General features: G+C 72.4%; 18 protein-coding genes. 4 read left to right on the forward strand and 14 right to left on the reverse strand.

Translation table 11 applies throughout. From position 1 onward, the window contains the following. Window positions 1–45 precede the first annotated feature (45 nt). The 9 genes from nudC to EG812_RS07280 all read right to left on the reverse strand — a co-directional run bounded on the left by nudC (window position 46) and on the right by EG812_RS07280 (window position 13,325). A complete protein-coding gene (gene nudC, locus EG812_RS07240) occupies window positions 46–1,059 on the reverse strand; it encodes an NAD(+) diphosphatase (RefSeq protein WP_233579419.1) in 1,014 nt (337 codons plus the stop codon). Beyond that, a complete protein-coding gene (locus EG812_RS07245; RefSeq protein WP_502697178.1) occupies window positions 1,056–2,381 on the reverse strand; it encodes a M16 family metallopeptidase in 1,326 nt (441 codons plus the stop codon). Before EG812_RS07245 ends, nudC begins: the two co-directional genes overlap by 4 nt. Window positions 2,382–2,398: 17 nt before the next feature. Beyond that, window positions 2,399–3,712, reverse strand: coding sequence for a M16 family metallopeptidase (locus tag EG812_RS07250; RefSeq protein ID WP_043721874.1), 1,314 nt, complete (start codon window positions 3,710–3,712; stop codon window positions 2,399–2,401). 86 nt (window positions 3,713–3,798) lie between these two features. Continuing rightward, window positions 3,799–3,987 carry a hypothetical protein gene (locus EG812_RS07255; protein ID WP_013735771.1) on the reverse strand — a complete coding sequence of 63 codons (189 nt, stop codon included), beginning with the start codon at window positions 3,985–3,987 and terminating at the stop codon, window positions 3,799–3,801. A gap of 228 nt (window positions 3,988–4,215) precedes the next feature. Further along, window positions 4,216–4,419 (reverse strand): cold-shock protein, encoded by a 204-nt coding sequence (locus tag EG812_RS07260; RefSeq protein ID WP_013735772.1) that lies wholly within the window; start codon window positions 4,417–4,419, stop codon window positions 4,216–4,218. A gap of 233 nt (window positions 4,420–4,652) precedes the next feature. Continuing rightward, window positions 4,653–7,997 carry an ATP-dependent helicase gene (locus EG812_RS07265; RefSeq protein ID WP_126711447.1) on the reverse strand — a complete coding sequence of 1,115 codons (3,345 nt, stop codon included), beginning with the start codon at window positions 7,995–7,997 and terminating at the stop codon, window positions 4,653–4,655. 26 nt (window positions 7,998–8,023) lie between these two features. Further along, entirely contained in the window at window positions 8,024–11,686 is a 3,663-nt protein-coding gene (locus tag EG812_RS07270; protein WP_126711181.1) for an ATP-dependent helicase, read from the reverse strand. A 252-nt stretch (window positions 11,687–11,938) separates the two neighbouring features. After that, a complete protein-coding gene (locus EG812_RS07275; protein WP_126711182.1) occupies window positions 11,939–12,484 on the reverse strand; it encodes an LOG family protein in 546 nt (181 codons plus the stop codon). Window positions 12,485–12,488: 4 nt separating this feature from the next. Then, complete coding sequence (locus tag EG812_RS07280; protein WP_013735776.1) at window positions 12,489–13,325, reverse strand: LOG family protein; 837 nt, start codon at window positions 13,323–13,325, stop codon at window positions 12,489–12,491. Between the two features lie 140 nt (window positions 13,326–13,465). Between EG812_RS07280 and EG812_RS29065 the strand changes: the two genes are divergently transcribed. Next, window positions 13,466–13,621, forward strand: a complete 156-nt coding sequence (locus EG812_RS29065; protein ID WP_158632495.1) for a hypothetical protein — start codon at window positions 13,466–13,468, stop codon at window positions 13,619–13,621. Between the two features lie 45 nt (window positions 13,622–13,666). On the opposite strand, the gene dapE is transcribed toward EG812_RS29065, so the two are convergent. Further along, window positions 13,667–14,740 (reverse strand): succinyl-diaminopimelate desuccinylase, encoded by a 1,074-nt coding sequence (gene dapE, locus EG812_RS07285; RefSeq protein WP_126711183.1) that lies wholly within the window; start codon window positions 14,738–14,740, stop codon window positions 13,667–13,669. An 81-nt stretch (window positions 14,741–14,821) separates the two neighbouring features. On the opposite strand from dapE, the gene dapD reads away from it, so the two are divergent. Continuing rightward, window positions 14,822–15,781 carry a 2,3,4,5-tetrahydropyridine-2,6-dicarboxylate N-succinyltransferase gene (gene dapD / locus EG812_RS07290; RefSeq protein WP_126711184.1) on the forward strand — a complete coding sequence of 320 codons (960 nt, stop codon included), beginning with the start codon at window positions 14,822–14,824 and terminating at the stop codon, window positions 15,779–15,781. Between the two features lie 75 nt (window positions 15,782–15,856). Here the strand turns inward: dapD and EG812_RS07295 are convergent, their stop codons facing one another. After that, a complete protein-coding gene (locus EG812_RS07295) occupies window positions 15,857–19,195 on the reverse strand; it encodes a S8 family serine peptidase (protein WP_126711185.1) in 3,339 nt (1,112 codons plus the stop codon). Between the two features lie 136 nt (window positions 19,196–19,331). Here EG812_RS07295 and EG812_RS07300 point away from each other — a divergent pair, with 136 nt between their 5' ends. After that, window positions 19,332–19,889, forward strand: a complete 558-nt coding sequence (locus tag EG812_RS07300; protein WP_043721878.1) for a sugar O-acetyltransferase — start codon at window positions 19,332–19,334, stop codon at window positions 19,887–19,889. 140 nt (window positions 19,890–20,029) lie between these two features. Beyond that, the gene (locus EG812_RS07305; RefSeq protein WP_233579420.1) at window positions 20,030–22,612 is read left to right on the forward strand and encodes a tetratricopeptide repeat protein; all 2,583 of its coding nucleotides are present in this window, start codon (window positions 20,030–20,032) and stop codon (window positions 22,610–22,612) included. Here the strand turns inward: EG812_RS07305 and EG812_RS07310 are convergent. From EG812_RS07310 to EG812_RS07320, 3 genes are read right to left on the reverse strand one after another with little or no spacing between them, the layout of a single operon-like run. Beyond that, window positions 22,589–23,236, reverse strand: a complete 648-nt coding sequence (locus tag EG812_RS07310; RefSeq protein WP_013735783.1) for a nucleoside/nucleotide kinase family protein — start codon at window positions 23,234–23,236, stop codon at window positions 22,589–22,591. The genes EG812_RS07305 and EG812_RS07310 overlap by 24 nt on opposite strands. Further along, on the reverse strand, window positions 23,236–23,880 hold the full coding sequence (locus EG812_RS07315; RefSeq protein ID WP_013735784.1) for an SIMPL domain-containing protein: 645 nt from the start codon (window positions 23,878–23,880) through the stop codon (window positions 23,236–23,238). The genes EG812_RS07310 and EG812_RS07315 overlap by 1 nt, the downstream gene beginning before the upstream one ends. 52 nt (window positions 23,881–23,932) lie before the next feature. Next, a complete protein-coding gene (locus EG812_RS07320) occupies window positions 23,933–24,949 on the reverse strand; it encodes a prephenate dehydrogenase (RefSeq protein WP_013735785.1) in 1,017 nt (338 codons plus the stop codon). Window positions 24,950–25,063 lie beyond the last annotated feature (114 nt).

The following is a 25,063-nucleotide window of genomic DNA, read 5'->3' on the forward strand; positions in this document are numbered from 1 at the left end:
TCACGGGTCGGGGCCGCACACTCCCCCGACGGGTTCCGCCCGGGCTCAGCAGTGGCCGTCGAACCAGCGGTGGATCAGGAACAACGCGATCGACGACGGTGGCGGCAGGCGCAACTCGGCACCGCCCACATCCACCGGCCGGCCGGCCAGCGCCGCGCCGACCTCCTGCCGGGTGAACCAGCGGGCCTCGGCGATCTCGGCGGCATCGACCCGTACCGGATGCGCCGGGTCCGCGGTCGCCAGGAATCCGAGCATCAACGAGCCGGGAAACGGCCACGCCTGACTTGTCACGTACGTGACGTCGGTGACCGGGACACCGACCTCCTCGTGGACCTCCCGCAGCACGGTCGCCTCGGCCGACTCACCGGGCTCCACATAGCCGGCCAGGCAGGAGAAGCGGCGTTGCCCGGGGGTGCTCGGCCAACTGGCGTTGTTGCCGAGCAGGCACCGCCCGTCGGCGCCGTCGACACCGTCGTGCACCAGCACGATCATCGCCGGATCGGTACGCGGCCAGATCCGCTCGCCCCGGCTGTCCACCCGGGACCAGCCCCCCTCGTTCGTCCGGGTCGGCTCGCCCGTGACAGGGTGGTACAGGTGCCGCAGGTGCCAGTTGGTCAACGCCAGTGCCGTGGTGAACAGGCCGGCGTCCCGGTCATCGAGCAGGTGGCCGATCTGCCGCAGGTTGGCCGACCGGGTGTCCGGCGCGAGGGGCAGTTCGGTGTGTACGCAGAACACCGGCACGCCGTCCGGCTCCACGCCCAGGAACATCGCCTCGGCAGCGAGCTCCGGCGGCAGACCGTCGGCCTCGACGAGAACCAGGCTCGGCAGGTCGGTGTCGGTACGCACCAAGGCCCGTCCGCCCGCCTTCACGTCCAGCACCAGCACCCGTGCCCCGGCCCAGGCCCCGGCCAGCCAGTCGGTGTCGGTACGCCGATGCGCCGCCCGGTCCAGCGTGGAGCGGGCCAGCGGCGGAGCGGCCTCACCGCCCGATCCGGTGCCCTGCCCGACGCCACCCCAACCGGTGCCACCGCCCGAGCGGGTGGCAGCTCGCGGGATCATGCCGGCACCGGCGCGGTCTCGATCGAGGTCAGGGTGCCCAGTGCGTCCGCGATCCGCTCGGCGTCACCGAGTACCACGGTGACCGCCCGCGACGGGGCGAGATACCGGGCCGCCACCGCGGCGACGTCGTCGACTGTCGCCCTGGCCAGTCGGGCCGCGTGCTCGGACAGGAAGTCCAGGCGCAGTCCGTTGCCGGCGTAGGCACTGACCAGCGACGCCAGCCCGGCCTGGGTGGAGACCCCCAGCTGGAGGGTGCCGAGGGCGTACTGCCGGGCCTGCTCCAACTCCTCCTCGCTCGGTGCCAGGGTGGCGAGCCGACCCAACTCGTAGTGGGTCTCCAGCAGCGCCGGTGCGGTCACCTCGGTGGCCACCTCGGCGGCGGCCACCAGCAGCGAACCGGCCACCGAATGCTCCACCACCGAGTGCGGGCCGTAGGTGTAGCCCTTGTCCTCCCGGATGTTCTCCACCCATCGCGAGGAGAAGTAGCCACCGAAGATCAGGTTGGCCAGTTGCAGTGCGGCGTGGTCGGGATGGGTACGCGGAACCCCCGGCAGCGCCATCCGCAGCGACGACTGCACCGAGCCGGGCCGGTCGATCAGCAGCAGCGGACCGGGCACCAGTGGCGGGGCAGGTGGCGGCGTGACGGAGTGTCCGTCACCTTTCCAGCCGCCGAGTGCCTTCTCGGCCGCGTCCAGGGCCCGCTCCGGCCGTACGTCGCCGACCAGTACGAGAACCGCACCGGCCGGATGCACCCGCTGGGCGTGCAGCGTACGCAGGGCCGCCGGCCGGACCGCGCGGACCTGCTCGGGCTCCGGCGTCTGCACCGCGTACGGGTGCTTGCCGTAGATCCGCTTGAGCAGCGCGGTACGGACCAGGTGGGCCGGCTGGCTGCGGGCGACCTGAATACCGTCGACCATGCGGTCGCGTTCGGTGGCCACCCACTCGGCCGGGTAGTTGGCGCCGGTGAGCACCTCGGCGAGGATCTCCAGCAGCCGATCCAGACCGGTGGCCAGGCCGGTGCCGGAGAGCATCAGCCGATCCGGGTCGAGCCCGGCGGAGAGGCCACCACCGATCTTCTGCAACTCGGCGGCGATCTGCACACTGCTCATCGTCTCGGTGCCGGAGAGCAGCGTCTGCGCGAGCAGTTGACCCCGGGCCAGGTGCGCACGGCCGAACGGCATCCAGAGCCGCAGCTCGACGAGCGGCACCGCCGACCGGCGGACGGCGATCACGGTGAGCCCGTTGCCGAGCGTCCGCTCGGCCTGGCTCGGCAGCTTGAGCCGACGGGTCGGACCGAGCGGCGGCAGGGCCCTCGCACTCACCGGGCTGTCTCCTTCGTTCATGACCGGCCACCGCCGGGGATGACCTCGACGGATGCGCGGCGCTCCGGTCGCAGGGTGGCGGCGGCGGCGCGGACCTGCTCGTCGGTGACCGCGCCGACCAGCCGGGGCAGGTCGTTGAGCAGTCCGGGCTCGCCGCGTTGCTGCTCCAGCACCGCCATCCGCAGCGCACGGCCGAGCACCGCGTCGGTGTCGCGCAGCAGGTGGGTGGCCATCCTGGCCTGGGTGCGGGCCAGTTCGCCGTCGGCCAGCCCGTCGGTGGCCAGCCGGTCCAACTCCTCGTCGACGGTGCGCAGCACCTTGTCCACATCGCCACCCGGCGGCAGGTGCGCCTGCAGCAGCAGAGCCGTGGGGTCGCGCACGTCGAACGGGTCGCCCAGGAAGCTCAGGTAGCCACCGACGCTCGTCACCGTCCGATCACGCTGCACCAGCCGTTCGACCAGCCGGGAGGCGTCGCCGTCGGTGAGCACCTCGGCCAGCACCACGTACGGCAGGTAGGCGGCGAAGTCATTGATCGGGTCGGGCACCCGCCACCCCGACGCCACCGCCGGTAGCGGCGCCAGCTGGTCGGTGTACGCGGTGCGTCGCTCGACGGTCAGTTCCGGCTCGGCGAAGTCCGGGCGTTGCGGCGCCGGGCGGGCCGGCACGTCACCGAAGTGCCGCTCGATCAGCGTGGTCGCCTCGGCCACGTCGATGTCGCCGCTGACCGCCAGCACGGCGTTGCCGCTGGCGTAGTAGCGGCGGAAGAAGTCGGCGGCGTCGGCGACGGTGGCCGATTCGAGGTCGACGAAGGAGCCGTAGCCATCGTGTGCGTTGGGAAAGGTGTCGAACATGACCGGTGGCAGGGTCAGCCACGGGAACCCGCCGTACGGCCGGTTGAGCACGTTGACCCGGATCTCCTCCTTGACCACGTCGACCTGGTTACGCAGGTTCTCCTCGGTCAACCGAGGGCCGCGCATCCGGTCGGCCTCAAGGAACAGCGCCCGCTCCAGCGCGTTGCTCGGCAGGGTCTCGAAGTAGTCGGTGTAGTCCAGGTGGGTGGAGCCGTTGAAGGTGCCACCGGCGCCCTGCACGTGCCGGAAGTGCGCGAGCTTCTCCAGGTTCTCCGAGCCCTGGAACATCAGGTGCTCGAAGAGGTGGGCGAAGCCGGTACGCCCCTCGGGCTCGGAACGGATGCCCACGTCGTAGACGACCGCCACCCCGATGACCGGGGCGCTGCGATCGGGGGTGAGGACCACCCGCAGGCCGTTGTCGAGAGTGAACCGCTCGACCGGATACCTGGTCGCTGGGATTTTCGCTTTGCGCGTCGGCACGGTCCGACCCTAGCGTCTCGACGGCTACGCGCGGGAGGAACCGTTGCGCGCTGGTGCCGAGGCCGGGCGTGCCGTGAGGGGCGGAATCAGCCGGCCGTGCTGCCGACGGGCTCCGGGGGAACCGGCGGACCCTGGAGATCCACCAGGCTGGAGGGTGCGGACCCACCAGGCGTGACCGGCCAGGGCGTGAACGCCGCCACCGTGGCCAGCAGCAGCCCGACGACCGCCATCGCCACCACCAACAGCAGCTCACGTGCCGTCGCCGAGCCCACCATAAGGTCCTACCTCCCCCGCGCCCAAGCCGCGTCTGCGCTTGCCCCCGAGGCCAGCCTCACCCGGCCCAGCGGTGCTGGCAGTCAGCCACCCGACGCTTCAACGACTGATTCCCGACTCAGGATGCGGAGGAGTGCGCCCGAATGTGCGAACGGTCGGGTCACACCGGCCAGAAGTTCACCGGATGTGACCCGACCGTTCGCGATCAGGAAGTGTGTGTCGCCCTGAGGTCAGAGCGGACGGATGTTCTCCGCCTGCGGGCCCTTCTGGCCCTGGACGACCTCGAACTCGACCCGCTGGTTCTCGTCCAGGCTCCGGTAGCCGGAGGACTGGATCGCCGAGAAGTGGGCGAAGACGTCAGCGCCGCCGCCGTCCGGGGTGATGAAACCGAAGCCCTTGTCAGCGTTGAACCACTTGACGGTGCCAATAGCCATGCTTGTTACGTCTCCTTGACGGAACGTCGATCCCGCACCTGTTGCGGGATCGGAGAGAGGAGTGCGCCGGGCGGACCTGCCCGGAACACCTGTCGCTTCTGGTCGCCCCGCCCGGAGAACTCCGGACACAACAAAGTGCGCCTGGGGCTAAGTTCAACCAGGCGCACACAGAGCTGGTAACCAAAACTCGCAACGCGAGGCACGTTACCAGCGCTCCGGACCCACAGCAAGTGTCACGGCTGTGGAATCGAGGTGATCAAGGTGGTGAGGCCATCGAGGTCGAGCAGATCCGCCGGGCGTACCGTGACCCCCTCCCGCACGTAGTGGAAGGCCGCGCCGACCCGGTCGACCGGCACCCCGACCAACTCCGCCCAGGCCAGCCGGTAGACCGCCAACTGCACCGCGGCCACCTCGGCGGACGCGCCGGTCGGGCGGGCACCGGTCTTCCAGTCGACCACGTCGAAGCGGTCCCCCGGCCGGCGGAACACCGCATCCATCCGGCCCCGCACCACCACGCCGCCGATCACCGTGGCGAACGGCACCTCCACCTCGATCGGCGTCCGGTCGGCCCACTCGCTGGCCAGGAAGCGCCGCTGCAGCTCGGCCAACGCCTCGTCCGGCGCGGCGTCCTCGTCGGCCGCCCCGGGCAACTCGTCGGTGTCGAGCAGCCGGTCCGCCCCGAAGCGCTGCTCCAGCCAGGCGTGGAAGGCGGTGCCCCGACGGGCGTACGGGTTGGGCTCGGCGGGCAACGGCCGGCGCAGCGTACGGGCCAGGGCCGCCGGATCCCGGCGCAGACTGACCAGCTGCGTCACCGACAGCTGCTCCGGCAACACCACGTCGATCGGGCCGGAGAGTCGGCTCAGCTCCGCCCGCTCGGCCAGCAGCAGATCGGCCTCCCGCCGCCACCGCGCCACCTGCGGATCCGAGGCGGCGGAGTCGTCCGGCCCGCCCTCCCCGGTGAGGAACCGGCGCACCAGCGCCGCCGCCTCGGCCAGCGCCGGCCGACGTACCCCCAGCGGGTCCGCCGGCCACTCGGCGCGCAACACCACCTCGGTGGTCGGGTTGACCGCGTCGGGCGTCGGCTCGGGCGTCCACTCGTCGACCAGGTGACCGGGCCCGCCGTCCAGGCAGGCGTCGTGTATCTCACGCAACAGCGCCGACGGCCCGCGTGGGCGTTTGGTGCCCTCCCCCCACCAGTGGCCCGAGCAGAGCAGCAGTCGACGGGGGCGGGTTACCGCCACGTACGCCAGTCGCCGTTCCTCCCGCTCGTCGTGGGCCCGCCAGGCGTCGGTGAACTCCGCCATCGTGCGGGCCACCGCGCGTTGATCGGCGGCCTCGGCCAGGGCCAGCTCGGGTAGCCCGTCGGCGTCACCACGCAACGGGAACGGCAGGACGCCCAGGCCACCGAGCCAGTGATCGGAGTTGCGTACCGGCCCCGGCCACACTCCCCTGCTCAGCCCGGCGACCGCCACGACGTCCCATTCCAGCCCTTTCGCGGCGTGCGCGGTGAGGATCTGCACCGCACCCTCGACCACCTCCACCTCACCGGGGGCGAGCCCGCGCTCCTCGTCCTCGGCGGCGGCCAGATAGGCCAGGAAACCGGCGAGGGTGGCCCCCGGCGTCTCCCCGCTGAACCGGGCGGCCACGTCACCGAGGGCGTCCAGGTGAGCGCGGGCCAGGCCGGCGTCACCGGCGCCCTCCCCGCCGGCCCGTACCGCCACCTCCACGTCCAGGCCGGTGGTCCGCTCGATGTCCGCGATCAGCTCCGGCAGGGACTGGTCCAGCCGGTAACGGAGCAACCCCAGTTCCCGGGCGTACGCGCGCAGCCGCGCATACCCCTCGGCCGAGTACGCCTGCGCCGGGCCGAGGTCGGCCAGCGCCTCCACCAGGGTCGCCTCGTCCAGACGATCCGGGACGATCTCGGGATCGCCGTCGTCGGCGAGTTGGCGGCGGGCGGCGGCGATGGCCTTGGCCCGGCGGTGCAGGGCGACCAGATCCCGGGGCCCGATCCGCCACCGGGCACCGGTCAACAGGCGCAGCAGGGCGGCACCGTCGGTCGGGTCGGCCAGCACCCGCAGCGTGCACACCACGTCGCGGACCTCGGGGGTGTCCAGCAGGCCGCCGAGCCCGACCACCTCGACCGGTAGGCCGCGCTCGCGCAGCGCGGCGGCGATCGCCGGGATCTGGCTGCGCAGCCGGACCAGCACCGCCGTGGTCGGGCGGGCGGTGACCGGAATCTGCTCGGGCAGCGCCCGCGGCATCCGAGCCGCCCCCTGCCACGCCGCCAGCAGGCTGTCGGCGATCCAGTCGGCCTCGTCGGCGTACGTCGACAGCAGCGCACAGTGCACGGTGCCGGCGGCGGCCCCACGGGGGCTGCGGTGCGCGATGGGCTCGTCGACGCTGAGCGCGGCGTGCAGTTCCGGCACCCGGGCACCGGCCGCCCGCAACGGGGTGGCCAGCGCGTTGGCCACCGCGAGGATCTCCGGACGGTTGCGCCAACTGGTGGTCAGCCCGAGCACCCGGGCCGGGCTGCCGTCGCTGCCGACAAACTCGGTCGGGAAGCGGTCCAGGGTGCCGGCGCTGGCACCCCGCCAGCCGTAGATGGACTGGCAGGGGTCGCCCACGGCGGTCACCGGATGCCCGTCGCCGAACAGCGCCCGCAGCAGCACCACCTGGGCGTGGCTGGTGTCCTGGTACTCGTCGAGCAGCACCACGCGGTAGCGGTCCCGTTCGATCTCGCCGACGCCCGGATGGTCGCGGGCCACCCGGGCGGCGCGGGCCAACTGGTCGGCGAAGTCCATCGCCTCGAAGTCGTCCTTGCGCCGGGCGTAGGCGCGGACCAGCGGCAGAAGCTTCAGCCGGGTCTGCTGCAAGGCGAGGGCCTTGCGCACGTCGGCGTAGATCCGGCCGGGACGCGACTGCACGTCGGCGAAGAAGCGGCCGGTCCACGCGGCCAGGTCGTCCGGCTCGACCAGATGTTCGTCCAGCTCACCGGCGAGGGCCAGCACCGCGTCGGTGACCGTGCTGGGCATCCGGTCCACCTCGGACATGTCGCCGTCGTAGTTGCGCACGATGAGGTCCACCAACTGCCACCGGGACGCCTCGGTGAGCAGCCGGGTGGACGGCTCGTAGCCGGCCCTCAGGCCGTGCTCGGTGACGATCCGACCGGCGTACGAGTGGTAGGTGGCCACCGTCGGTTCCCCGGCCAACGGGTCGTCGAGCGGGTCCCGGCCGCGCCGACCGAGGCGGCGGATCAACTGGTCGAGCCGGGTACGCACCCGGTGCCCCAGCTCACCGGCGGCCTTGCGGGTGAAGGTGAGGCCGAGCACCTGCTCCGGCCGCACGTAGGAGTTGGCCACCAGCCACACCACCCGGGCGGCCATCGTCTCGGTCTTGCCCGATCCTGCGCCCGCGACCACCAGCAGCGGTTCGACCGGCGCGGCGATGATCGCCGCCTGCTCCCGGGTCGGTGCCGGCAGTCGGAGCAGCTTCGCCAGCTCGACAGGGGTGTAGCGCGGACCGGAGTCGGCCGCCCGGGGCGCCGGGGCGCCGGGGCTGAACAGCGCGGGCTGGGTCATGCTGCCCGCTTCGCCGGCTGGCACGCTCACTCCTCGCGCTCGGGACGACGTATGGTCGGCGGCTCGACCACCTGTCGCCCCTGCCCGGAGACCGGGCAGCTGGTACGCACCGGGCAGACCCGACACTTCGAGTTGGCGACCGCGGCGAAGGTGGAGGCGGCCATCGTATCGGCGGTGCGGCGTACCAGGGCGGTGGCCCAGCCGGCCTCGGGACCGTCGGTGGCCGGCGGCTGGGACTGTTCCCGGGCGTCGCGCGCACCGGTGCCGAGCTGCACCAGGGCAGCCCCGCCCGACTCGTCGCCGAACTCGGCGAAGGCCCCCGCCTCCACCGCCGCCTGGTACGCGCCGAGCTGCGGATGCTCGACCACCTCGCGTTCGGTGACGGTTGTCGACTTGCCGGTCTTGAGGTCGATCACCACCAACCGGCCGTCCTCGTCCACCTCCAGGCGATCCACCCGGCCGACCAGGTCGACGGGCCGGTGCGGGTCGTCGAGGCGGACCGCGAACTCGTGCTCGATGGCGAGCAGCCGACGTGGGTTGGCGGCCAACCAGCGCAGCAGCTTGTCGACCATCGCCTCGGCGCGGGCCCGCTCCGGCCCCACCATCCAGCGGGCGGCCAACTCGATCGCGTCGAACCGGGCGGCGACGTACTCCAGCAGGGCGCTGCGGTCGGCGCGGGCGTCCTCGGCGAGCATCGCCGCCGCGTGCACCAGGTTGCCGACCCCCTGTGCGGCGCTGGCCGGTGTGCTGCCGCCGTGCCGTTCCAACAGCCAACGCAGGCTGCACCGCAGCGCGCTCTCCATGCCCGACGGGGTGACCCGGACCGGTTCCCCCTCGTCGACGAGCGGCCGATCGTCGGACAGCGGTCGCAGCCCCCACCAGTCGTCGGGATGCGCCCCGGACACCCCAGCGGCACCGAGCCGGGCCAACTCGGCCGCCGCCGCCTGCCGCCGGGCCAGCGGCGCGGCCGGATCGACGAGCGCGGTACGCAACTCCGCCACCAGGGCGGGCAGGGTCAACGCCCGCGGCGGCCGACTCACCGGCAAGGTACGCGACCCGCCCGCCTCGCTGGTGGACGTCTCGCTGCCGGAGGGCTCGGTGCCGGAGGTCTCGATGCCCGCGGGCAACGGCTCGGGGTCCCCGCTGGCCGTCGACGCCTCGTCGGTGGGGGTGTCGCCAGGGCCGAGTTCGTAGAGGAAGCGGCTGGGTTGTTCATCGTGGTCGTCGCCGCCGACCGAGGCCGAGGCGACCGCGCTGACCAGCAGGCGGCGTCGGGCTCGGGTCACCGCGACATGGAACAGCCGCCGCTCCTCGTCCAGCAGGGCGGAGGTCTGCCCGACCAGGGTGGCCACCGTGCCCGCGCCGTCCGCCCGGCCGGCCAGCACGTCCACCAGCCGTTCCGAGCCGAGCAGGCTGCCGCGCAGCCGCAGGTCGGGCCAGACGCCCTCCTGCACACCGGCGACGGCCACCAGGTCCCACTCCAGCCCCTTCGCGGCGTGCGCGGTGAGCAGCCGTACCGCGTCGCCCCGGTCGGCGGTCGGCGCGAGGGTGTCGGCGGGCAACTCCTGCCCGAGCACGTGGTCGAGGAACACCTCGGTACGCGCACCGGGCAGCCGGTCGGTGAACCGGGCGGCGGCGTCGAAGAGGACCATCACCGCGTCCAGATCGCGGTCGGCCGCCTCGGCACGACGACGCCGTGCCAGATCACCTTCGCCGGCCACCGACGGCCCCCTAGTCAACGCCGCCGACCAGAGCTCGGCGAGACCGCTGGCCCGCCAGACCGCCCAGAGCACGTCCTCGGCGGTGGCACCCGGCCGAGCGGCCGTCTCCCGGGCCACGGCCAGCAGCCCGGCCACCGTCTGCGCCGGCTCGGCCCAGCGCCGCTCGACACCTGCCAACTCGGCCGGGTCGCGCAGCGCCTCGACGATCAACTCACCGGACGGACGGCGGTCGCCGGCGGCCAGGGCAAGTGCCCGCAGTCCCTGGCGTAGCCGCCGCTCCGCCAGCGGATCGGCACCGCCCAGCGGTGAGTGCAGCAGCGCTACCGCGGCCTCCTCGTCGAGCCGGTCCGGCTCCAGCGCACAACGCAGCAGAAGCAGCAGCGGCGCGACTGCCGGTTGCAGGTGCAGCGGCAGATCCTCACCGTGCACCACGGTCGGCACGCCTGCCGCATGCAGGGCCCGACGCAGCGTGGGCAGTTGCCGGCCGGTGGACCGCACCAGCACCGCCATCCGCGCCCACGGCAGCCCGCCGAGCAGGTGCGCCTCGCGCAACGCGTGCGCCAACCAGGCCGCCTCGCTGGTCGCCGACCGGAAGGTATGGATCTCCATCGAGCCCGGTGGCGTGCCCGGCACGGGACGCATCCGGCGGTGCGCCGCCGGACCACGCAGCCGCCGCGCCAGTCGGGCGGAGGCGGCCAGCAGCCGCTCCCCGCAGCGGTAACTCGTGGTCAGCAGCACCTGGGCGGCCGGCGCACCGGACGCCGTCCGGAACCGGTGCGGAAACGTGGTCACGCCGGTCGGGTCGGCACCCCGGAAGGCGTACGTGGACGAATCGGGATCGGCGAAGGCGACCAGGGTCAGTCCGCCCCCGGCCACCGTCTCCAGCAGATCACGCTGAGCGGGGTCGGTGTCGGCCAGTTCGTCGACGTAGACGTACGCCAGCCGACGCCGCTCGACGGCCAGCAGCTCCGGATCGTCACGCAGCATCCCGGTGGCCGCCCGGACCAGCTCCGCCGGGTCGTACGCGACCGAGCCCCGGTTGGCGACGTCCCGCAGCGCCAGCACGGCCACGTACTCGCGCAGGAATCGGGCAGCCGCCGGCCAGTCGGCCCGACCCAACTTCTCCCCGAGCCGCGCCAGCTCGACCGGACCCACCCCCCGCTCGGCCGCCCGCATCAGCAGGTCACGCAGCTGTGCCGCGAAAGCACGGGTACGCAGCGCCGGGCGCAGATCCTCCGGCCAGCCGACCGGGTCGTCGCCGGACTCCTCGCCGACCACGTCCAGCAGCTCACGAATGATCAGATCCTGCTCGGGGCCGGTGAGCAGCCGCGGCGACGGCTCACCCCGCTCGGCCGCCGCACGCCGCAACAACCCGAAGGCGTACGCGGGAAAAGTCCGCACCAGCGGCTCGCGCAGCACCCGCTGCCCATCGGCGGCGATCCGCGCCTCGATACGGTGCCGCAGGTCGGCGGCGCCCCGCCGGCTGAAGGTGAGGACCAGGATCCGCTCCGGATCGACCCCTTCGGCGACCCGACTGGCGACCGCCTCGACCAGGGTGCTGGTCTTCCCCGTGCCAGGTCCCCCCAGCACCAGCATCGGCCCGTCGGTGTGCGCCACCACCTCCGCCTGCCCCGCATCCGCCACCCACCCCAGCCCACCCCGCAGCCCAGTGACCGCTGGGTCGCCCTGCGGACCAGTGACCCGAGCCGGGCCGATCTGCGGGGCAGAGGCGTGCACCGGGTCGCCCGGCGGGCTGGCGACCTGCGCCGGGCCGGTCTGCTCGCCGGAGGCAGGCGCCGGGCCGGTCTGCTCGCCGGGAGAGCCTTCACTGGCGGGTGGCGAGGCGGGCGCTGGCGCGGTCGACGGCGGGTCGGCGACCGGGAGAGCCTGCGCCGGGGAGCGCCCGTCGGTCGGGCCGTCTCCCTCGGTCGGCCCCACGGGCCGACGCACCAGCCGGTACGCCTGCATCCCGCCATCCCATCACGGGCCTGCGACACCCCTTGCCGCGCCACACCCTCTTCAGTCCCGACGCACGCCGCACCCTTGACGCACCATCACTCCTGCCCCACCCAGCGTGACCACGCCCATGATCACCCTCGACACCCTGCCCGACTGAGCATGGCCGCGCCCATGATCACGCTCAATCTGGGATCGAGTGCCTTGGTGATGCCGCCGAGGCCACTCGATCCCGGATCGAGCGCGATCATGGCGGAGGGCAGGTCAGGTAAGGCGGGATTCGAGGAGGTCGAGGGCGGCGGGGAGGGTGTCGGCGAACTGGAGGAGGTTGAAGCCGCCGGGCTTGAGGAAGTTCTGCGCGGTCACGTTGCGCAGCCACTCCACCAGGGGCGAGTAGAAGCCGTCGGTGTCCACCAGCACCATCGGCTTGCGGTGCAGGGCCAGGGTGGCGGTGGTCCAGACCTCGAAGAGTTCGTCGAGGGTGCCCAGCCCGCCGGGCAGCGTGAGGAAGGCGTCCGACTTCTCGATCATGACAACCTTCCGGCTGGCCATCGAGTCGGTGACCACCAACTCGTCGGAGGCCAGGTCGGCGACCTCCAGGTCGACGAGCGCCTGCGGGATCACGCCGATCGTCCGGCCACCCGCCGAGCGGGCCCCGTCGACAAGCGCGCCCATCATCCCGACGCAGCCGCCGCCACTGACCAGGGTGTGTCCGCGCCGGGCGATCTCCGCGCCGGTGGCGGTGGCGAGGTCCAGCCAGCGCCGGTCGAGGGTACGGGAGGAGGCACAGAATACGCAGATCGCGGCCACTCGGTCAGCGCTCCGATTCTTCGGCCGCCGCCTGCTGGTCCGCGGCGGTACGGGCCACGGCTTCCTCGCGTACCGATTCCTGCTCCGGGCTGAGCGCGGCCTCGGCCTCCACGATGTGCCGCACCGCCTCGGCGATGTCGTCGGTGACGCGGATCAGGTCGAGGTCGACCGGCCCGATCTTGCCCTCCACCGCCATGGTGTCGCGCAGCCAGTCGAGCAGTCCCCGCCAGTAGTCGCTGCCCATCAGCACCACCGGGAACCGGGTGACCTTGCCGGTCTGCACCAGCGTGAGCGCCTCGAACAACTCGTCCAGGGTGCCGAAGCCACCGGGCAGCACCACGAACGCCTGGGCGTACTTGACGAACATGGTCTTGCGGGCGAAGAAGTAGCGGAAGTCGATCGCGAGGTCGACCCACTCGTTGATGCCCTGCTCGAAGGGGAGTTCGATGCCGAGGCCCACCGAGCGTCCGCCGGCCTCGCTCGCGCCCCGGTTGGCCGCCTCCATCACGCCGGGGCCACCCCCGGTGATCACCGCGTAGCCGGCCCGGGCCAGGGCCGCGCCGACCGCCTCGGCGAGCTGGCACTCCGGGCTGTCCGGTTTGCTCCGGGCCGAGCCGAAGACGCTTACCGCCGGCGGCAAATCGGCGAGGGTGTCGAAGCCCTCGACGAACTCGGAGAGGATGCGCAACGCACGCCAGGAGTCCTTGGTCCGCCAGTCGGCTCGGGCCCGCGAATCCAGCAGCCCCTGGTCGGCGGTGCTGGTGGGAATCGCCTGCCGGCGCATCGTGACGGCGCCTCGATGCCGCTCCCGTCCTGGTTCGCGGTGGTTGCTCTGCTCCATGGGAGCAACCGTAGTGGAGCTACGCCGCAGAACTCGGAAAACACTTTGTGATCTTGTGCAACCAAATCACTTCCCCAGGCGTCGTACTATTCACATACCGGGTATGCCCCGGCGCGCGGCTTCGGGGGAGGAGACAACGCGTGATCAACAACAACAACGAACGGATCCGGATCCGGCGACAGATGCAGCGGCGCATCCGCGACGTGGTGGCAGAGCGCCGCCGGGAGCGGCTGCTCGAAACCGCTCCCGAGCCTGCCGACGAACCCGCCACCGACTCCCAGCTCACCGTCGTCTGACCGGAAGGCACCAGCCTTCCGGTCAGACGCTGACAAACCAACGACTCAAACGTTGGCGAGCCAGCGGTGCAGGATGGCCGCGCCCTCGCGGATCTTGCCGATCTCCACGTGCTCGTCCGGGTGGTGGGCCAGGTTCGGGTCACCGGGGCCGAAGTTGAGGGCCGGGATGCCCAGCGCCGCGAAGCGGGCCACGTCCGTCCAGCCCAGTTTGCCGATCGGGGCGGCACCCACCGCCGCCAGGAACTCCCGCGCCGGCGCGGCGTCGAGCCCCGGCAGGGCACCGGACGCGCAGTCCGTCACCGCAAGCTCGTACCCCGCAAGCACCTCGCGCAGGTGCGCCTCGGCCTCGGCCGGCGTACGGTCCGGCGCGAAGCGGTAGTTGACCTCGATCTCGCACCGGTCCGGCACCACGTTGCCGGCGACCCCACCGTGGATCCGCACCGCGTTCATCCCCTCGCGGTACTCGCAGCCGTCGATCGTCACCCGTCGGGCCTGGTACTCGGCGAGCCGGCGCAGCACGTCACCGGCGGCGTGCACGGCGTTGACCCCGTGCCAGGAGCGGGCCGAGTGGGCCCGGACCCCGGTGGTGACCACCGTCGCCCGCATGGTGCCCTGGCAGCCGGCCTCCACCACCCCGTGGGTCGGCTCCAGCAGCAGCGCGAAATCGGCCTGGAGCCACTCCGGATGGGCCGCGGAGACGAGGGTGAGCCCGTTGTACCGCGACTCGATCTCCTCCGCCTCGTAGAAGAAGTACGTCACGTCGTGGCGTGGCTCGGCCAGGGTCACCGCGAGGTGCAGGGCGAAGGCCACCCCGGATTTCATGTCCGAGGTGCCGCAGCCGTACATCAGGTCGCCGCGCATGGTCGACGGGAAGTTGTTGTTCAGCGGAACGGTGTCCAGGTGCCCGGCCAACACCACCCGCGAGCCCCGGCCCAGGTCGGTACGGGCCATCACGGTGTTGCCGTGCCGGTACGTGCTCAGGTGCGGTACCGCCCGCAGCACCTCCTCCACGCAGTCGGCGATGGCCTTCTCGTTGAGGGACACGGACTCGATGTCGACCAGGGCACGGGTCAACGCCACCGGATCGGCGAGGACCTCGGGGGTGAGCGGGTTCTCCATGGTCCGCACGGTACCGTCACAACTGGCGACCGCGAGACGCGAGCCCGTGAGCGGTGTGAGCTGGCAACGAGAGGTGAGTACGTGACGTCGACAGAATCCGCGTGGGGCATCGGCCTGGCCACCGTCACTGCCGATGACCAGGTGCTCGACACCTGGTACCCGACCGGCAAGCTGGGCCTGGGCGAGTTGCCGCTGGTGCCCGGCGAGGACGAGGCCGACGTACTGGATCTGCCGCCGGGAGCGCTCGGCGACCGGGCGCTGCCCGGTCTGCGTACCGTGCAGGTGGTAACGGTGATCGGCTCGCTGGCCGACCCGATCAAGGACGCGGCCGACGCGTACCTGCGGCTGCACCTGCTCTCCCACCGTCTGGTGCGGCCCAACCAGCTCAACCTCGACGGCATCTTCGGCAAGCTGGCAAACGTGGCCTGGACCTCCGCCGGGCCGTGCCCGCCGGAGCGGGTGGACGAGCTGCGCGTCATCGAGCGGGCCGCCGGCCGTCACCTGGCTGTGTACGGGGTGGACAAGTTCCCCCGGATGACCGACTACGTGGTGCCCTCCGGGGTGCGCATCGCCGACGCCGACCGGGTCCGCCTCGGCGCGCACCTGGCCAGTGGCACCACTGTCATGCACGAGGGCTTCGTCAACTTCAACGCCGGCACGCTGGGCACCTCGATGGTCGAGGGTCGCATCGTGCAGGGTGTGGTGGTCGGCGACGGCTCGGACATCGGCGGCGGTGCCTCCATCATGGGCACCCTCTCCGGTGGCGGCACGGACCGGGTGAGCATCGGCGAGCGCAGCCTGATCGGGGCGAACGCCGGGATCGGCATCTCGCTCGGCGACGACTGCGTGGTCGAGGCCGGCTGCTACATCACCGCCGCCTCGAAGATCACCCTGCCGGACGGTCGGGTGGTCAAGGCCCGGAAGCTCTCCGGCGTCGACGGGCTGCTGTTCTGGCGCAACTCGGTGAACGGCGCGCTGGAGGCCCGCCCGCGTACCGGCCGGGGCATCGAACTCAACGCCGCCCTGCACGCCAACGACTGAGGTGTAAGGAAGGGCCCCTTCCTAACGCCTCGCGTATAGGAAGGGGCCCTTCTTAACGAACGCCTGCCGCGCGGTTCACCGCAGGCGGTACGCCTGGATGATCCGCTGGGTCACCGTGCTGCCGGTGCTGTCCTGGGCGCTGGCCCGCAGCGACACGTGACCGGTGCCCCGCGGGTGCTTCACGACCGCCTGCCAGCCACTGCCGGCCTTGGTCACCTTCGCCTTCTGCCAGGTCTTCCCACCGTTGTAGGAGACGTCGACGGTCAGCGACGTGGTCCGCCCCTTCGGGGCACCCGCCTGACGCTGCACCTCGATCGGGATGACGAAGGCCCGGTTGGCCGGTGCGGCGTTCCGCGCGTCCAACGCAGGCGCGAACCGGACCACGCTGACCGGCAGCCGCGCGTACTTGTCACCCCGGACATGGCCGGACCGGAAGGTCCACGCCACGCTGACCTCGGTGCTCAGGTCCGTGAAGCTGCGCTTGGCCGACGTCTCCAGCCGGTAGTTCGCCGTACCGGGTGGCACCTCGAACTGCCCCCAGCCGTACTCCTCGCTCTCCCCGACCAGCTTGCCGTTGCGATACAACGCGGTACGCCCGGCGTCCGTCACCGAACCGCCGACGTGACCAGCCGCGTCGTGGTACAACCCCACGGCCAGCCCGATCACGTCACCCTGCCGGGTCACGCCGTCGTCCGGCCACCGAGGCGTCGGGAACGAGGGCCCGTACGGTGCACCGTTCCAGGTCTCCTGGTAGTGCCGGCCGGCCCGGTACGCCGTCGGCTCGGACCAGTAGGCGGCCACCAGATCCAGCCACGGCAGGTCCTCGACCGGGGTACCGAAGGCCAGTTCGCCGAACCAGCGCACCTGCTTGGTGTTGTAGTACTCGACCCGCTGTCCCGGCACCGCGACCCTCGTCACGGCCGCCCAGCCGCCCAGGTCGGGTTCGAAGACCGGGTAGACGATGCGCTCGGCCAGCATCCCGGAATAGCCACCCTGGAACCGATGGGTGACCTTGGCCAGGTCGCTGTAGCGGTAGTGCTTGGTCAGACCGTTGGGCAGCCGGCCCGGGAAGGACTCGCCCAGCCCGTAGAAGTACGTGCTGTTCGCCGCCTCCCAGTCGGTGAACTGACTCGACACCGAACTGACGAAACGGTCCGCCGGCACCGGTCGGCCGAGCTGCCCGATGGCGATACCGTCGAAGTCATCGCCGAGCGCACCGAAGCTGGCTGCGCCGAGGTCGCCGAGCAGGAAGGTCGCCTCGGCCGCGGCCACCGCCGACTTCGCCGAACGGTCCGGCACGGTGAGCCGTACCGCGCCCGCCTTGCGTCCGTCGATGGTCACCGAGGTGTCCCGCTTCACCTCCAACTCCGGCCCGGCCATCATCGTCACCTGCTCGGTCGCCTCGTCGAACAGGTAGCTGACGAGCCCGTACCGGCCCTTGGGCACCCGGACCTCGGTGGTGCCGGACGGGTCGTACGCGACGTACTCGTCGAAGTTCGCCAGCCCGAGCAGGAAGGTGAAGTGATCGCCTGCCACGGCACCGTCGCGACCCAGGTGCTTCAGGGTCACGTCGTAGCTCTCCACCTCCTTGTTGACCGCCAGCGGGGTGGTCACCACCGTGTCGCCGGAGCGGGCGAGCACCCGGCCGGTGTAGTGACCGTCCGGGCTGTCGATGCTGGTGTCGGCCGTGACGGTGGCCGAGGCCGTACCGCCGGCCGGCACCACGACCTGCTGGGTGCTGAGCGAGAACATGCCGTCCGGGGCCGACTGCCCGCCGGGGCCGGTGGCCTGCACGGTGAGGTCCAGGGTGATCGCCGTAGCGCCGGTGTTTCGCCAGCTCAGCTCCCGGGTGACCGGCTCGTCGTCGTCGTGCGGCCAGATGGTACGACCGAGCGAGAGGCTCGCCGGCTCGCTGACCACGTACTGGCTGATCGCCCGCGCCACGTCGACCCGGCCGGCTCCCTGCTGGTACGCGGTCAGGTCCGGGTGCGGCTGGGCCGAGGCCATGAGGATGCCCTTGAGCTGTGCCGCGGTGGCGTCGCCGCGCTGCTGGGCGAGCAGGGCCGCCGCACCGGCGACGTGCGGCGCGGACATCGAGGTGCCGGAGAGCGTGACGTAGTGCTCCCCGACCGGCTCGCCGAGCTCGGTGCCGGCTCCCCGGGCCGCGACGATGTCCACCCCGGGTGCGGTGATCTCCGGCTTCAGCCCGTCGTCGCCGACGCGCGGGCCCTGGCTGGAGAAGTAGGCGAGTTCGTCATCGCGGTCCACCGCGCCGACGGCGAGCGCGGCTTCCGCGCTGGCCGGCGAGCCCACGGAACCGGCCCGGCCACTGTTGCCGGCCGAGATCACGAAGAGGGCGCCGGTCTGCTCGGTAAGCGTGTTGACCGCCTCCTCCAGCGGGTCGATCGCGGGGCTGTCCGCCCCGCCCAGGCTCATGTTGATCACATCTGCCTGCTGGTCGACCGCCGCCCAGTGCATGCCGGCCAGGATGGCCGACTCGGTGCAGCCCCACTCCTCACAAACCTTGCCGTTCAGCAGCGTCGCGTCCGGGGCCACGCCCCGGTTGCGTCCACCGGAGGCGGCACCGCTGCCGGCGATGGTCGCCGCCACGTGGGTGCCGTGCCCCACGAGGTCGCCCGCGTCCGCCTCCTCGGTGAAGTTCTGCGCCTCGGCGACCCGCCCGACCAGATCCGGGTGGGCGGCGTCGACGCCGGTGTCCAGCACCGCCACGCGGACCCCCTGGCCGGTGTAACCGGCCTGGTGGGCGGCGGGCGCACCGATCTGCGGCACGCTGTGCTCCAGGGTCAGCTGCCGCCGGCCGTCGAGCCAGACCCGTTCGACACCCCCCGCACCGTCGAGCCGAGCGGCGGCGGCGCTACCGGCAAGGGTCGCCCAGAATTCACTTGTCTCCCGCTTGTCGGCGGTGGCCGCGACGCCCCCGATGGCGGCCAGGTCGCGGGTGACGGTGACCCCGTCCGGGGCGGCCGCGCGACGGGCTGCAACCCCTGCCTGGTAGGTCATCAGCAGCGGCAGGTGGTCCCGGCGGGCGTCGTCGTAACCGGCGGCGATCAGACCGGCCACGTCGAACAGCCGACGGTCGACCCGACCGTCGCGAATCAGCGACAGGGCGTCCTGCGGCACCACCCAGAGGTGGTCCTGCTGCCGTTGGGTGAGGAAGCGGATGCCGGACCGCCCCTCGGCCGGGCGTACGCTCGCCGCCCCGGACGCGCTGACGGTGACCCGGTCACCGGTGATCAGCGTGACGGTCGACTGTCCCGGCGCCGCCGGCCGGGCGGTGAGCTGGGCGGACTGCGGTGCGGCTGGTCCCGGCGGGGTGGCCGCGGCCGCCCCCGGCACCCCGAGCACCAGGGCCAGGCCCAGCCCGATGGCGGTCAGTTTGCTCCTTCGTTGCAACTGATCCTCCTCTAGAGAACGTCTATCGATGTGAGGACATCGATAGAACCAGGGTTGCATACTGAGTATGCAACAGGGAGTCAAAATTTCGACGAAGTTGAGTACGCGGCGCGTCCCCGAGCGGCATGATCAGCCGATGGGATCCATGAAGGAGCGCATGCTGGCCGGCGAGCCCTACCTCGCCGACGACCCGGAACTCATCGCCGACCACCTTCGCGCGCTGCGCCTGCTGGAACAGTTCAACTCCGGCCCCGTCGACCAACGCGAGGCCCGCCTGGCCGTGCTGCGCGAACTGCTCGGCGACCTCGGCGAGGAGACCTGGATCCGCCCACCGTTCCACTGCGACTACGGCTACAACATCCGGATCGGACCACGCAGCTTCGTCAACTTCCAGTCCGTCTTCCTGGACGTCGCGCCGATCACCCTCGGCGCGGACGTGCAGGTGGGCCCGAACGTACAACTGCTCACCCCGACCCATCCGGTCGAGCCGGAGCAGCGCCGCGCCAAGTGGGAGGCGGCCCAGCCGATCACCATCGGCGACAACGCGTGGCTGGGCGGCGGCGCGATCGTCCTCGCTGGAGTGACGGTGGGTGACAACACGGTCGTCGGCGCAGGGGCCGTGGTGACCCGGGATCTGCCGGCCAACGTCGTGGCGGTCGGTAACCCCGCCCGACCGGTACGCCAGATCGGCTGACCCATGTAACTACTTCTACCTGCATAAATACCGTCCCGAAGGGTGGCACTCGGCCCAGAAGTCAAGCACTCTGGGTATTGGAGCTATCACTGGGAGGTGTCACTGTGGGCGGCCGGATTCTCGAACTTCGCGTACACGGAGTGTCCAACACGCCGCCCGCCGACACCCTGGGACTGGGCTCGACCCCGGGCGGCGAGGCCCCCGCACCACAACTGGTGGCCGGTGGCCCGATCACCGGCTTCTACCGCTCCGCCACCAGCACGCCGCTCGACCCGATCGCGGTCGAGGCGTACAGCTGGGGGCAGTTGACCTCGGGGGCGCGGACGGCACGCGACGTCGAGCGAGCACTGTGGACACTGCTGCTGCCCTTCACCCTCGCCAACGTGGCGCTGCACGCCCGACCCGGCATCCCGCCGGACCCCAACACCGAACGGCTGGCCAGCCGGTCCGGGATCACCGCCTGGCTGATCCGGATGTTCTGCCTCAGCCTGACCTGCACTCCGGTGTTCGCGCTTACCACCGTCGGCGTCGACCTCATCGCCTGGCAGTGCGTGGACTCGGCCTGCCTGAACCGGCTGCCCGGGCCGTGGGACTTCCTCGCCAACCCCTGGTGGCGGCAGAGCGGCCGGTCGCTCGCGGCCGGGCTCATCGTCCCACTCGCCCTGATCGCGGTGCTCGGCATCGTCGCCTGGCGGACGTACCAGTACGAGGCGGTGATGCCCGCCGACCCGATGGACCCGCCGGTGCACCACACACCCGGCCCGGTCGACGCCGAACTGCCGGACGCACAACCGGTGCCGGAGCCGCCACCCCCGCCCACGCCCACCGGACCACTCGCCAGCCCGCTGCAGGACCCGACCTTCTGGTGGGGCGAGGGACAACTACGCCGGGCCGCCGTCCTGCACCTGTGCACCGGGACTGTGGTCGCGGCAGCCATCCCGCTCGGCACCGTCCTGGTGCTCAGCCCGCCGCACGGAACCCAGGCGGTGATCGCCTGGACCAGCGTGCTGGTGCTCGTCGCGGTCGTGGTGATCACCCTGGTGGCGCTCACCCTGCCCAGCCTGACCCGACGCGACGGGGCCACCCCGCTCGGCCGGTGGAGCATCGCCGTCATCGTGCTCACCGTGACCGGGTTGACCGGCACCGTCCTGGTGCTGATGCTGCCCGACACCGGTGCCTCGCTCGCCGCCCTGCGCCCGCCACCCGGTTGCGCCAACCTGGCCACCCAGCCCGGCTGCCTGGAAGACCATTCGCTGCCCGGCATCGACCGGATCGCCGCCTGGTTCGTCACCGGTCAACTGCTGCTGCTCATCGCCATCGGCGCGACCTCCCGCTCCGGCCGCCGCGGTGGTGCCACCCCCGCCGTGGCCACCGTGCTGCTGGTCGCCGGTGCCGCCTGGAGCCACGGCTGGCTGCCCGCCGTCCCGGCGGCACCACTGGAGGTCTGGCAGATCGCCCTGCCGCTGCTGCTGCTCGCCGCGACCGGCCTGCTGCTGCCCCGGACCCGGATCGCCGAAGGCAAGCAGCCGCTCGGCCCGTACACCGACCTGACCTGGCGCGGCCAGGCACCCGCCGTCATCGCCGGCTTCGGCTGGCTGCTCTGCCTGGCCTACTGCGCCGGGCTGCTCTACTGGGTCACGAATCGGCTCAACGGCGGCAGCGTCCCCAGCGGCGCGGCACCTGTCACCCCGCCGACGCCGGTCACCTGGGGCGGGCTGCTCTTCGGTGCCGCGCTGCTGATGCTGGCCGTGATCGTGATCCGTGCCATCGTGCTGTTCCGCCGGCTGCACCGCACGGAATACGCCAAGCTGGCGGCCAGCGGGCCGCTCTCCGCCCACGATCTGCGCCGCGGCCGGGACGTGAGCACCCACCGCGCCCTGCATCGGCTGGTCGGCGAACACGCGCTGGGTCTGATCGGCTGGTACGCCGCCGCACTGCTCGTGCTGGCCGTCGTCGGCTGCGTCGCCGTCCTGTCCCCCGCCCCGCCGCACCCCGACCCGGCCACCGGCAGTTCCGCTGTGATGATCAAGCTCGTCGCCGACCTGGGCGACGCGCTGCTCGGCTGGCTACCGGTGACGATCGCCGCCATGGGTCTGCTGGTCTACCGCAACAACACCGTCCGCCGGTCGGTCGGCGTGATCTGGGACGTCGGCACCTTCTGGCCCCGCGCCGCGCACCCGCTCGCTCCGCCCAGCTACGCCGAGCGGGCGGTGCCCGAACTGCTCACCCGCACCGCCGGCCTGCTCGCGCTGGCCGAGCACGATCCCCGTCGGGTGGACGGCATCATCCTGTCCGGGCACAGCCAGGGCACGGTGATCTGCACCGCGGTCCTGCTCCAACTGCCCGAACGCTGGCGGCGGCAGATCTGGTTCTTCTCGTACGGCTGCCAGTTGACCCGCCTCTACGGCCGGATCTTCCCGGCGTACTTCGGACCGGACCGGTTGCCGGTGCTGACCGAGGCGCTGACCCGCTCGTGCGGTTCGATCGGCTGGACGAACTTCTGGCGGGACACCGACCCGCTCGGCTGGCCGGTCAGCGCCGGCGAACGCGACGTCCCCGTCACCGACCCGGAGGCGCTGCACCCCAGCGACGGCGAAGTCGCCGACCCGCCGATCCGCAGCCACAGCGGCTATCCGGAGGCCGCCGAGTTCCAGCGGGAACGCAGTCGGGTGGCCTGGCTGCTCCGCCGGGCCGTACCGTCACCCCGGCGGGGGCTCGGCTAGGCGTACCACCAGGTCGGCCCGGTCGGCGGTGCCGGTCACCAGCGCGGCGTTGACCTCGTCGCTGCCCAGCGCCCACGCCTGCGCCTCCTCGGTGGAGCGTCCGTACGCGACGTGCCGGGCGACCAGCCGCCGGTGCCGCAACTCCGCGTCCAGATCGAGGAACCACGCCTCGTGGAGCAACGAGCGCACCTCGTCCCAGGGCCACTGCGGGACCAGCAGGTAGTTGCCCTCGGTCACCACCAGCCGAACCTCCGGCGGCACCTCGATCGCCCCGGCGATCGGCTCCTCCAGATCACGGCGGAACTCGGGTGCCCAGACCGAGGTGGGCTCCTTGCGTTTGAGCCGACGCAGCAGCGAGACGTAACCGTTGGCGTCGAAGGTGTCGACCGCGCCCTTGCGCGCGGCCCGGCCGAGCCGGTGCAGCTCAGCCTGGGCGAGGTGGAAGCCGTCCATCGGCACCAGCCGGGCGGCCGGGCCGAGGGCCGCCACCACCTGCGCGGCCAGGGTGGACTTGCCGACGCCGGGCGCCCCGGTGATGCCGAGCAGTTGACGAGGACCGGCGTCGGCAAGCGTACGGGCTCGGGCCAGCAACTCCTCGACCGGCAACACCTGGGCGGTGGGCATCAGGACAGTGCCGGCCGGGTGATCGCGAACCGGGCCCGCACGGCGGCGTGCACCTGCTGCGGCTGCGGGTCGAAGTCCAGTTGCGGCGGGCCGCCGGCGGTGGTCTCGGCGTCGAACGCCATCCGCATCATCTGCGGCTGGGCGCCGCCGCCCTCGTCGGCCAACTCGATCAGGTCGGTGACCTGGGCGCCGAGTGCCTCCGCGTACTCGCGGGCGCGTTGCACCGCGTCGGTCAGCGCGTCGTGGCGGGCCGCCCGGTAGGTCGGGCTGTCCGGGCGCAACGACCACCACGGACCGGCCACCTCGACCTGATCCTGATCGGCCAGCCGCAGCATCACCTCGCCGAGGGCGGTGAAGTCGGTGACCGTCACCGTGGTCACCACCGAGCCGTGCCAGGCCACCACCCGCTCACCGGAGCGCCGAGTCTCGGGCCGCACCCGCAGGTCCCCGGTCTCCCGACGGTGGATCGACGACTCGGCGGCGTCCAGCAGCACCCGGATCGCGGCGGCCCGCTCGGCCAGCCGGGTCAGCACGACCTCCCGGTCGCGGTCGCGGGCCAGCGCGGTGACCGTGAACTGGGCGACCTCGGGATCGACCTCACGGTAGGCCTCGCCGCGTACCGTCACCACCGGTCCGTCCACCATGCCCTCACCCTAGCGGCGGGGCTCGCGCCACGCCCACCGATGCGACCGTAGGTCAGGCCGACCGCGGCAGGTGCGCCCGGTAGGAGACGACGTCGCCGCCCACCCGGCAGTCGCTCAGGTGCCCACCGGCCGCACCCAGCTCACCCAACCAGGCAACCTCGTCGGCGGGCGCACCGGCCAGCGGAAACGACAGGTCCTGCTCGGCGTGGGGTCGGTCGGTCAACGCCGCACGGGCGGCGGCGGCCTCGGCGTACCGGGCGGTGAGCAGTTCGGGCTCGTCGTCCCGCAGCGCCCTGGACAACTCGTCGAGGTACCCGGTCACCTCGGCCAACGCGGCCAGCACCTCGGCCCGGTTGCCCCGCAACATGTTCGTCGTCCGCTGCGGCGGGGTGCCGGCCACCCGGGTGCCGTCGCGGAAGCTGCCCGCGGCCAGGGTGAGCACCGCGTCGCGCAGCGCCGACCGTTCGGCCGCACCGGCCAGCGCCCCGGCGAGCAGATGCGGCACGTGGGAGGCGAACGCGACCACCCGGTCGTGCCGATCCGCCGCCATCGGCACCACCCGGGCGGCGAAGACCTCGGTGATCAGGGCGGTGAGTCGACGGAACGCGGCAAGACCGTCCCAGGCCGGGCAGAGCACCCAGGCGGCCCCGGCGAACAGGTCCGGCACCGCCGCCGACAGCCCGGCCCGGTCGGTGCCGGCCATGGGATGACCGGGCACGAACCGGTGGGTGAGGCCCTGCGCCGCGGCGAACGCCGCCAACTCCGCCTTGGTGCTGCCGACATCGGTGAGCAGGCAGTCCTCGCCGGTCAGCCCGGCGACCTCGACAAGCGTCGCCGGCAGGGTGGGCAGTGGCCCGCCGAGGAACACCACGTCCCGGTCGGCCACCGCGTCGGCCAACAGGTCGGCGGTGGGTACGCCGAGCGCCCTAGCCTGACCACGGGTCGCCTCGTCCGGGTCCCAGCCGATCACGTCCAGCCCGGCGGCGTGCAACCGGAGCAGCACCGAACCGCCGATCAGACCGGTGCCGAGCACCGCCGCGCGCAGTCGTGCGCCGGCCCTGACCACCATCGCGTACCTCGGCGTCCCGTGTCGGGCGCGGACCCGTCCGGCCCCGCGCACAGTCCCGGCCGAGGATATCGCCCGAACCAGCCGGTGTCGGTCCCGCCGCGGTGGGCCGGCTGC

This window comes from Verrucosispora sp. FIM060022 (assembly GCF_003977705.1).
Lineage (GTDB): Bacteria > Actinomycetota > Actinomycetes > Mycobacteriales > Micromonosporaceae > Micromonospora > Micromonospora gifhornensis.

Coding starts and splice junctions, on each gene's coding strand:
- nudC (WP_233579419.1), bottom strand. CDS start 1,059: ATGATCCCGCGAGCTGCCACCCGCTCGGGCGGTGGCACCGGTTGGGGT.
- EG812_RS07255 (WP_013735771.1), bottom strand. CDS start 3,987: ATGGTGGGCTCGGCGACGGCACGTGAGCTGCTGTTGGTGGTGGCGATG.
- EG812_RS07260 (WP_013735772.1), bottom strand. CDS start 4,419: ATGGCTATTGGCACCGTCAAGTGGTTCAACGCTGACAAGGGCTTCGGT.
- EG812_RS07265 (WP_126711447.1), bottom strand. CDS start 7,997: ATGACCCAGCCCGCGCTGTTCAGCCCCGGCGCCCCGGCGCCCCGGGCG.
- EG812_RS07270 (WP_126711181.1), bottom strand. CDS start 11,686: ATGCAGGCGTACCGGCTGGTGCGTCGGCCCGTGGGGCCGACCGAGGGA.
- EG812_RS07280 (WP_013735776.1), bottom strand. CDS start 13,325: ATGGAGCAGAGCAACCACCGCGAACCAGGACGGGAGCGGCATCGAGGC.
- dapE (WP_126711183.1), bottom strand. CDS start 14,740: ATGGAGAACCCGCTCACCCCCGAGGTCCTCGCCGATCCGGTGGCGTTG.
- EG812_RS07300 (WP_043721878.1), top strand. CDS start 19,332: ATGGGATCCATGAAGGAGCGCATGCTGGCCGGCGAGCCCTACCTCGCC.
- EG812_RS07310 (WP_013735783.1), bottom strand. CDS start 23,236: ATGCCCACCGCCCAGGTGTTGCCGGTCGAGGAGTTGCTGGCCCGAGCC.
- EG812_RS07315 (WP_013735784.1), bottom strand. CDS start 23,880: ATGGTGGACGGACCGGTGGTGACGGTACGCGGCGAGGCCTACCGTGAG.
- EG812_RS07320 (WP_013735785.1), bottom strand. CDS start 24,949: ATGGTGGTCAGGGCCGGCGCACGACTGCGCGCGGCGGTGCTCGGCACC.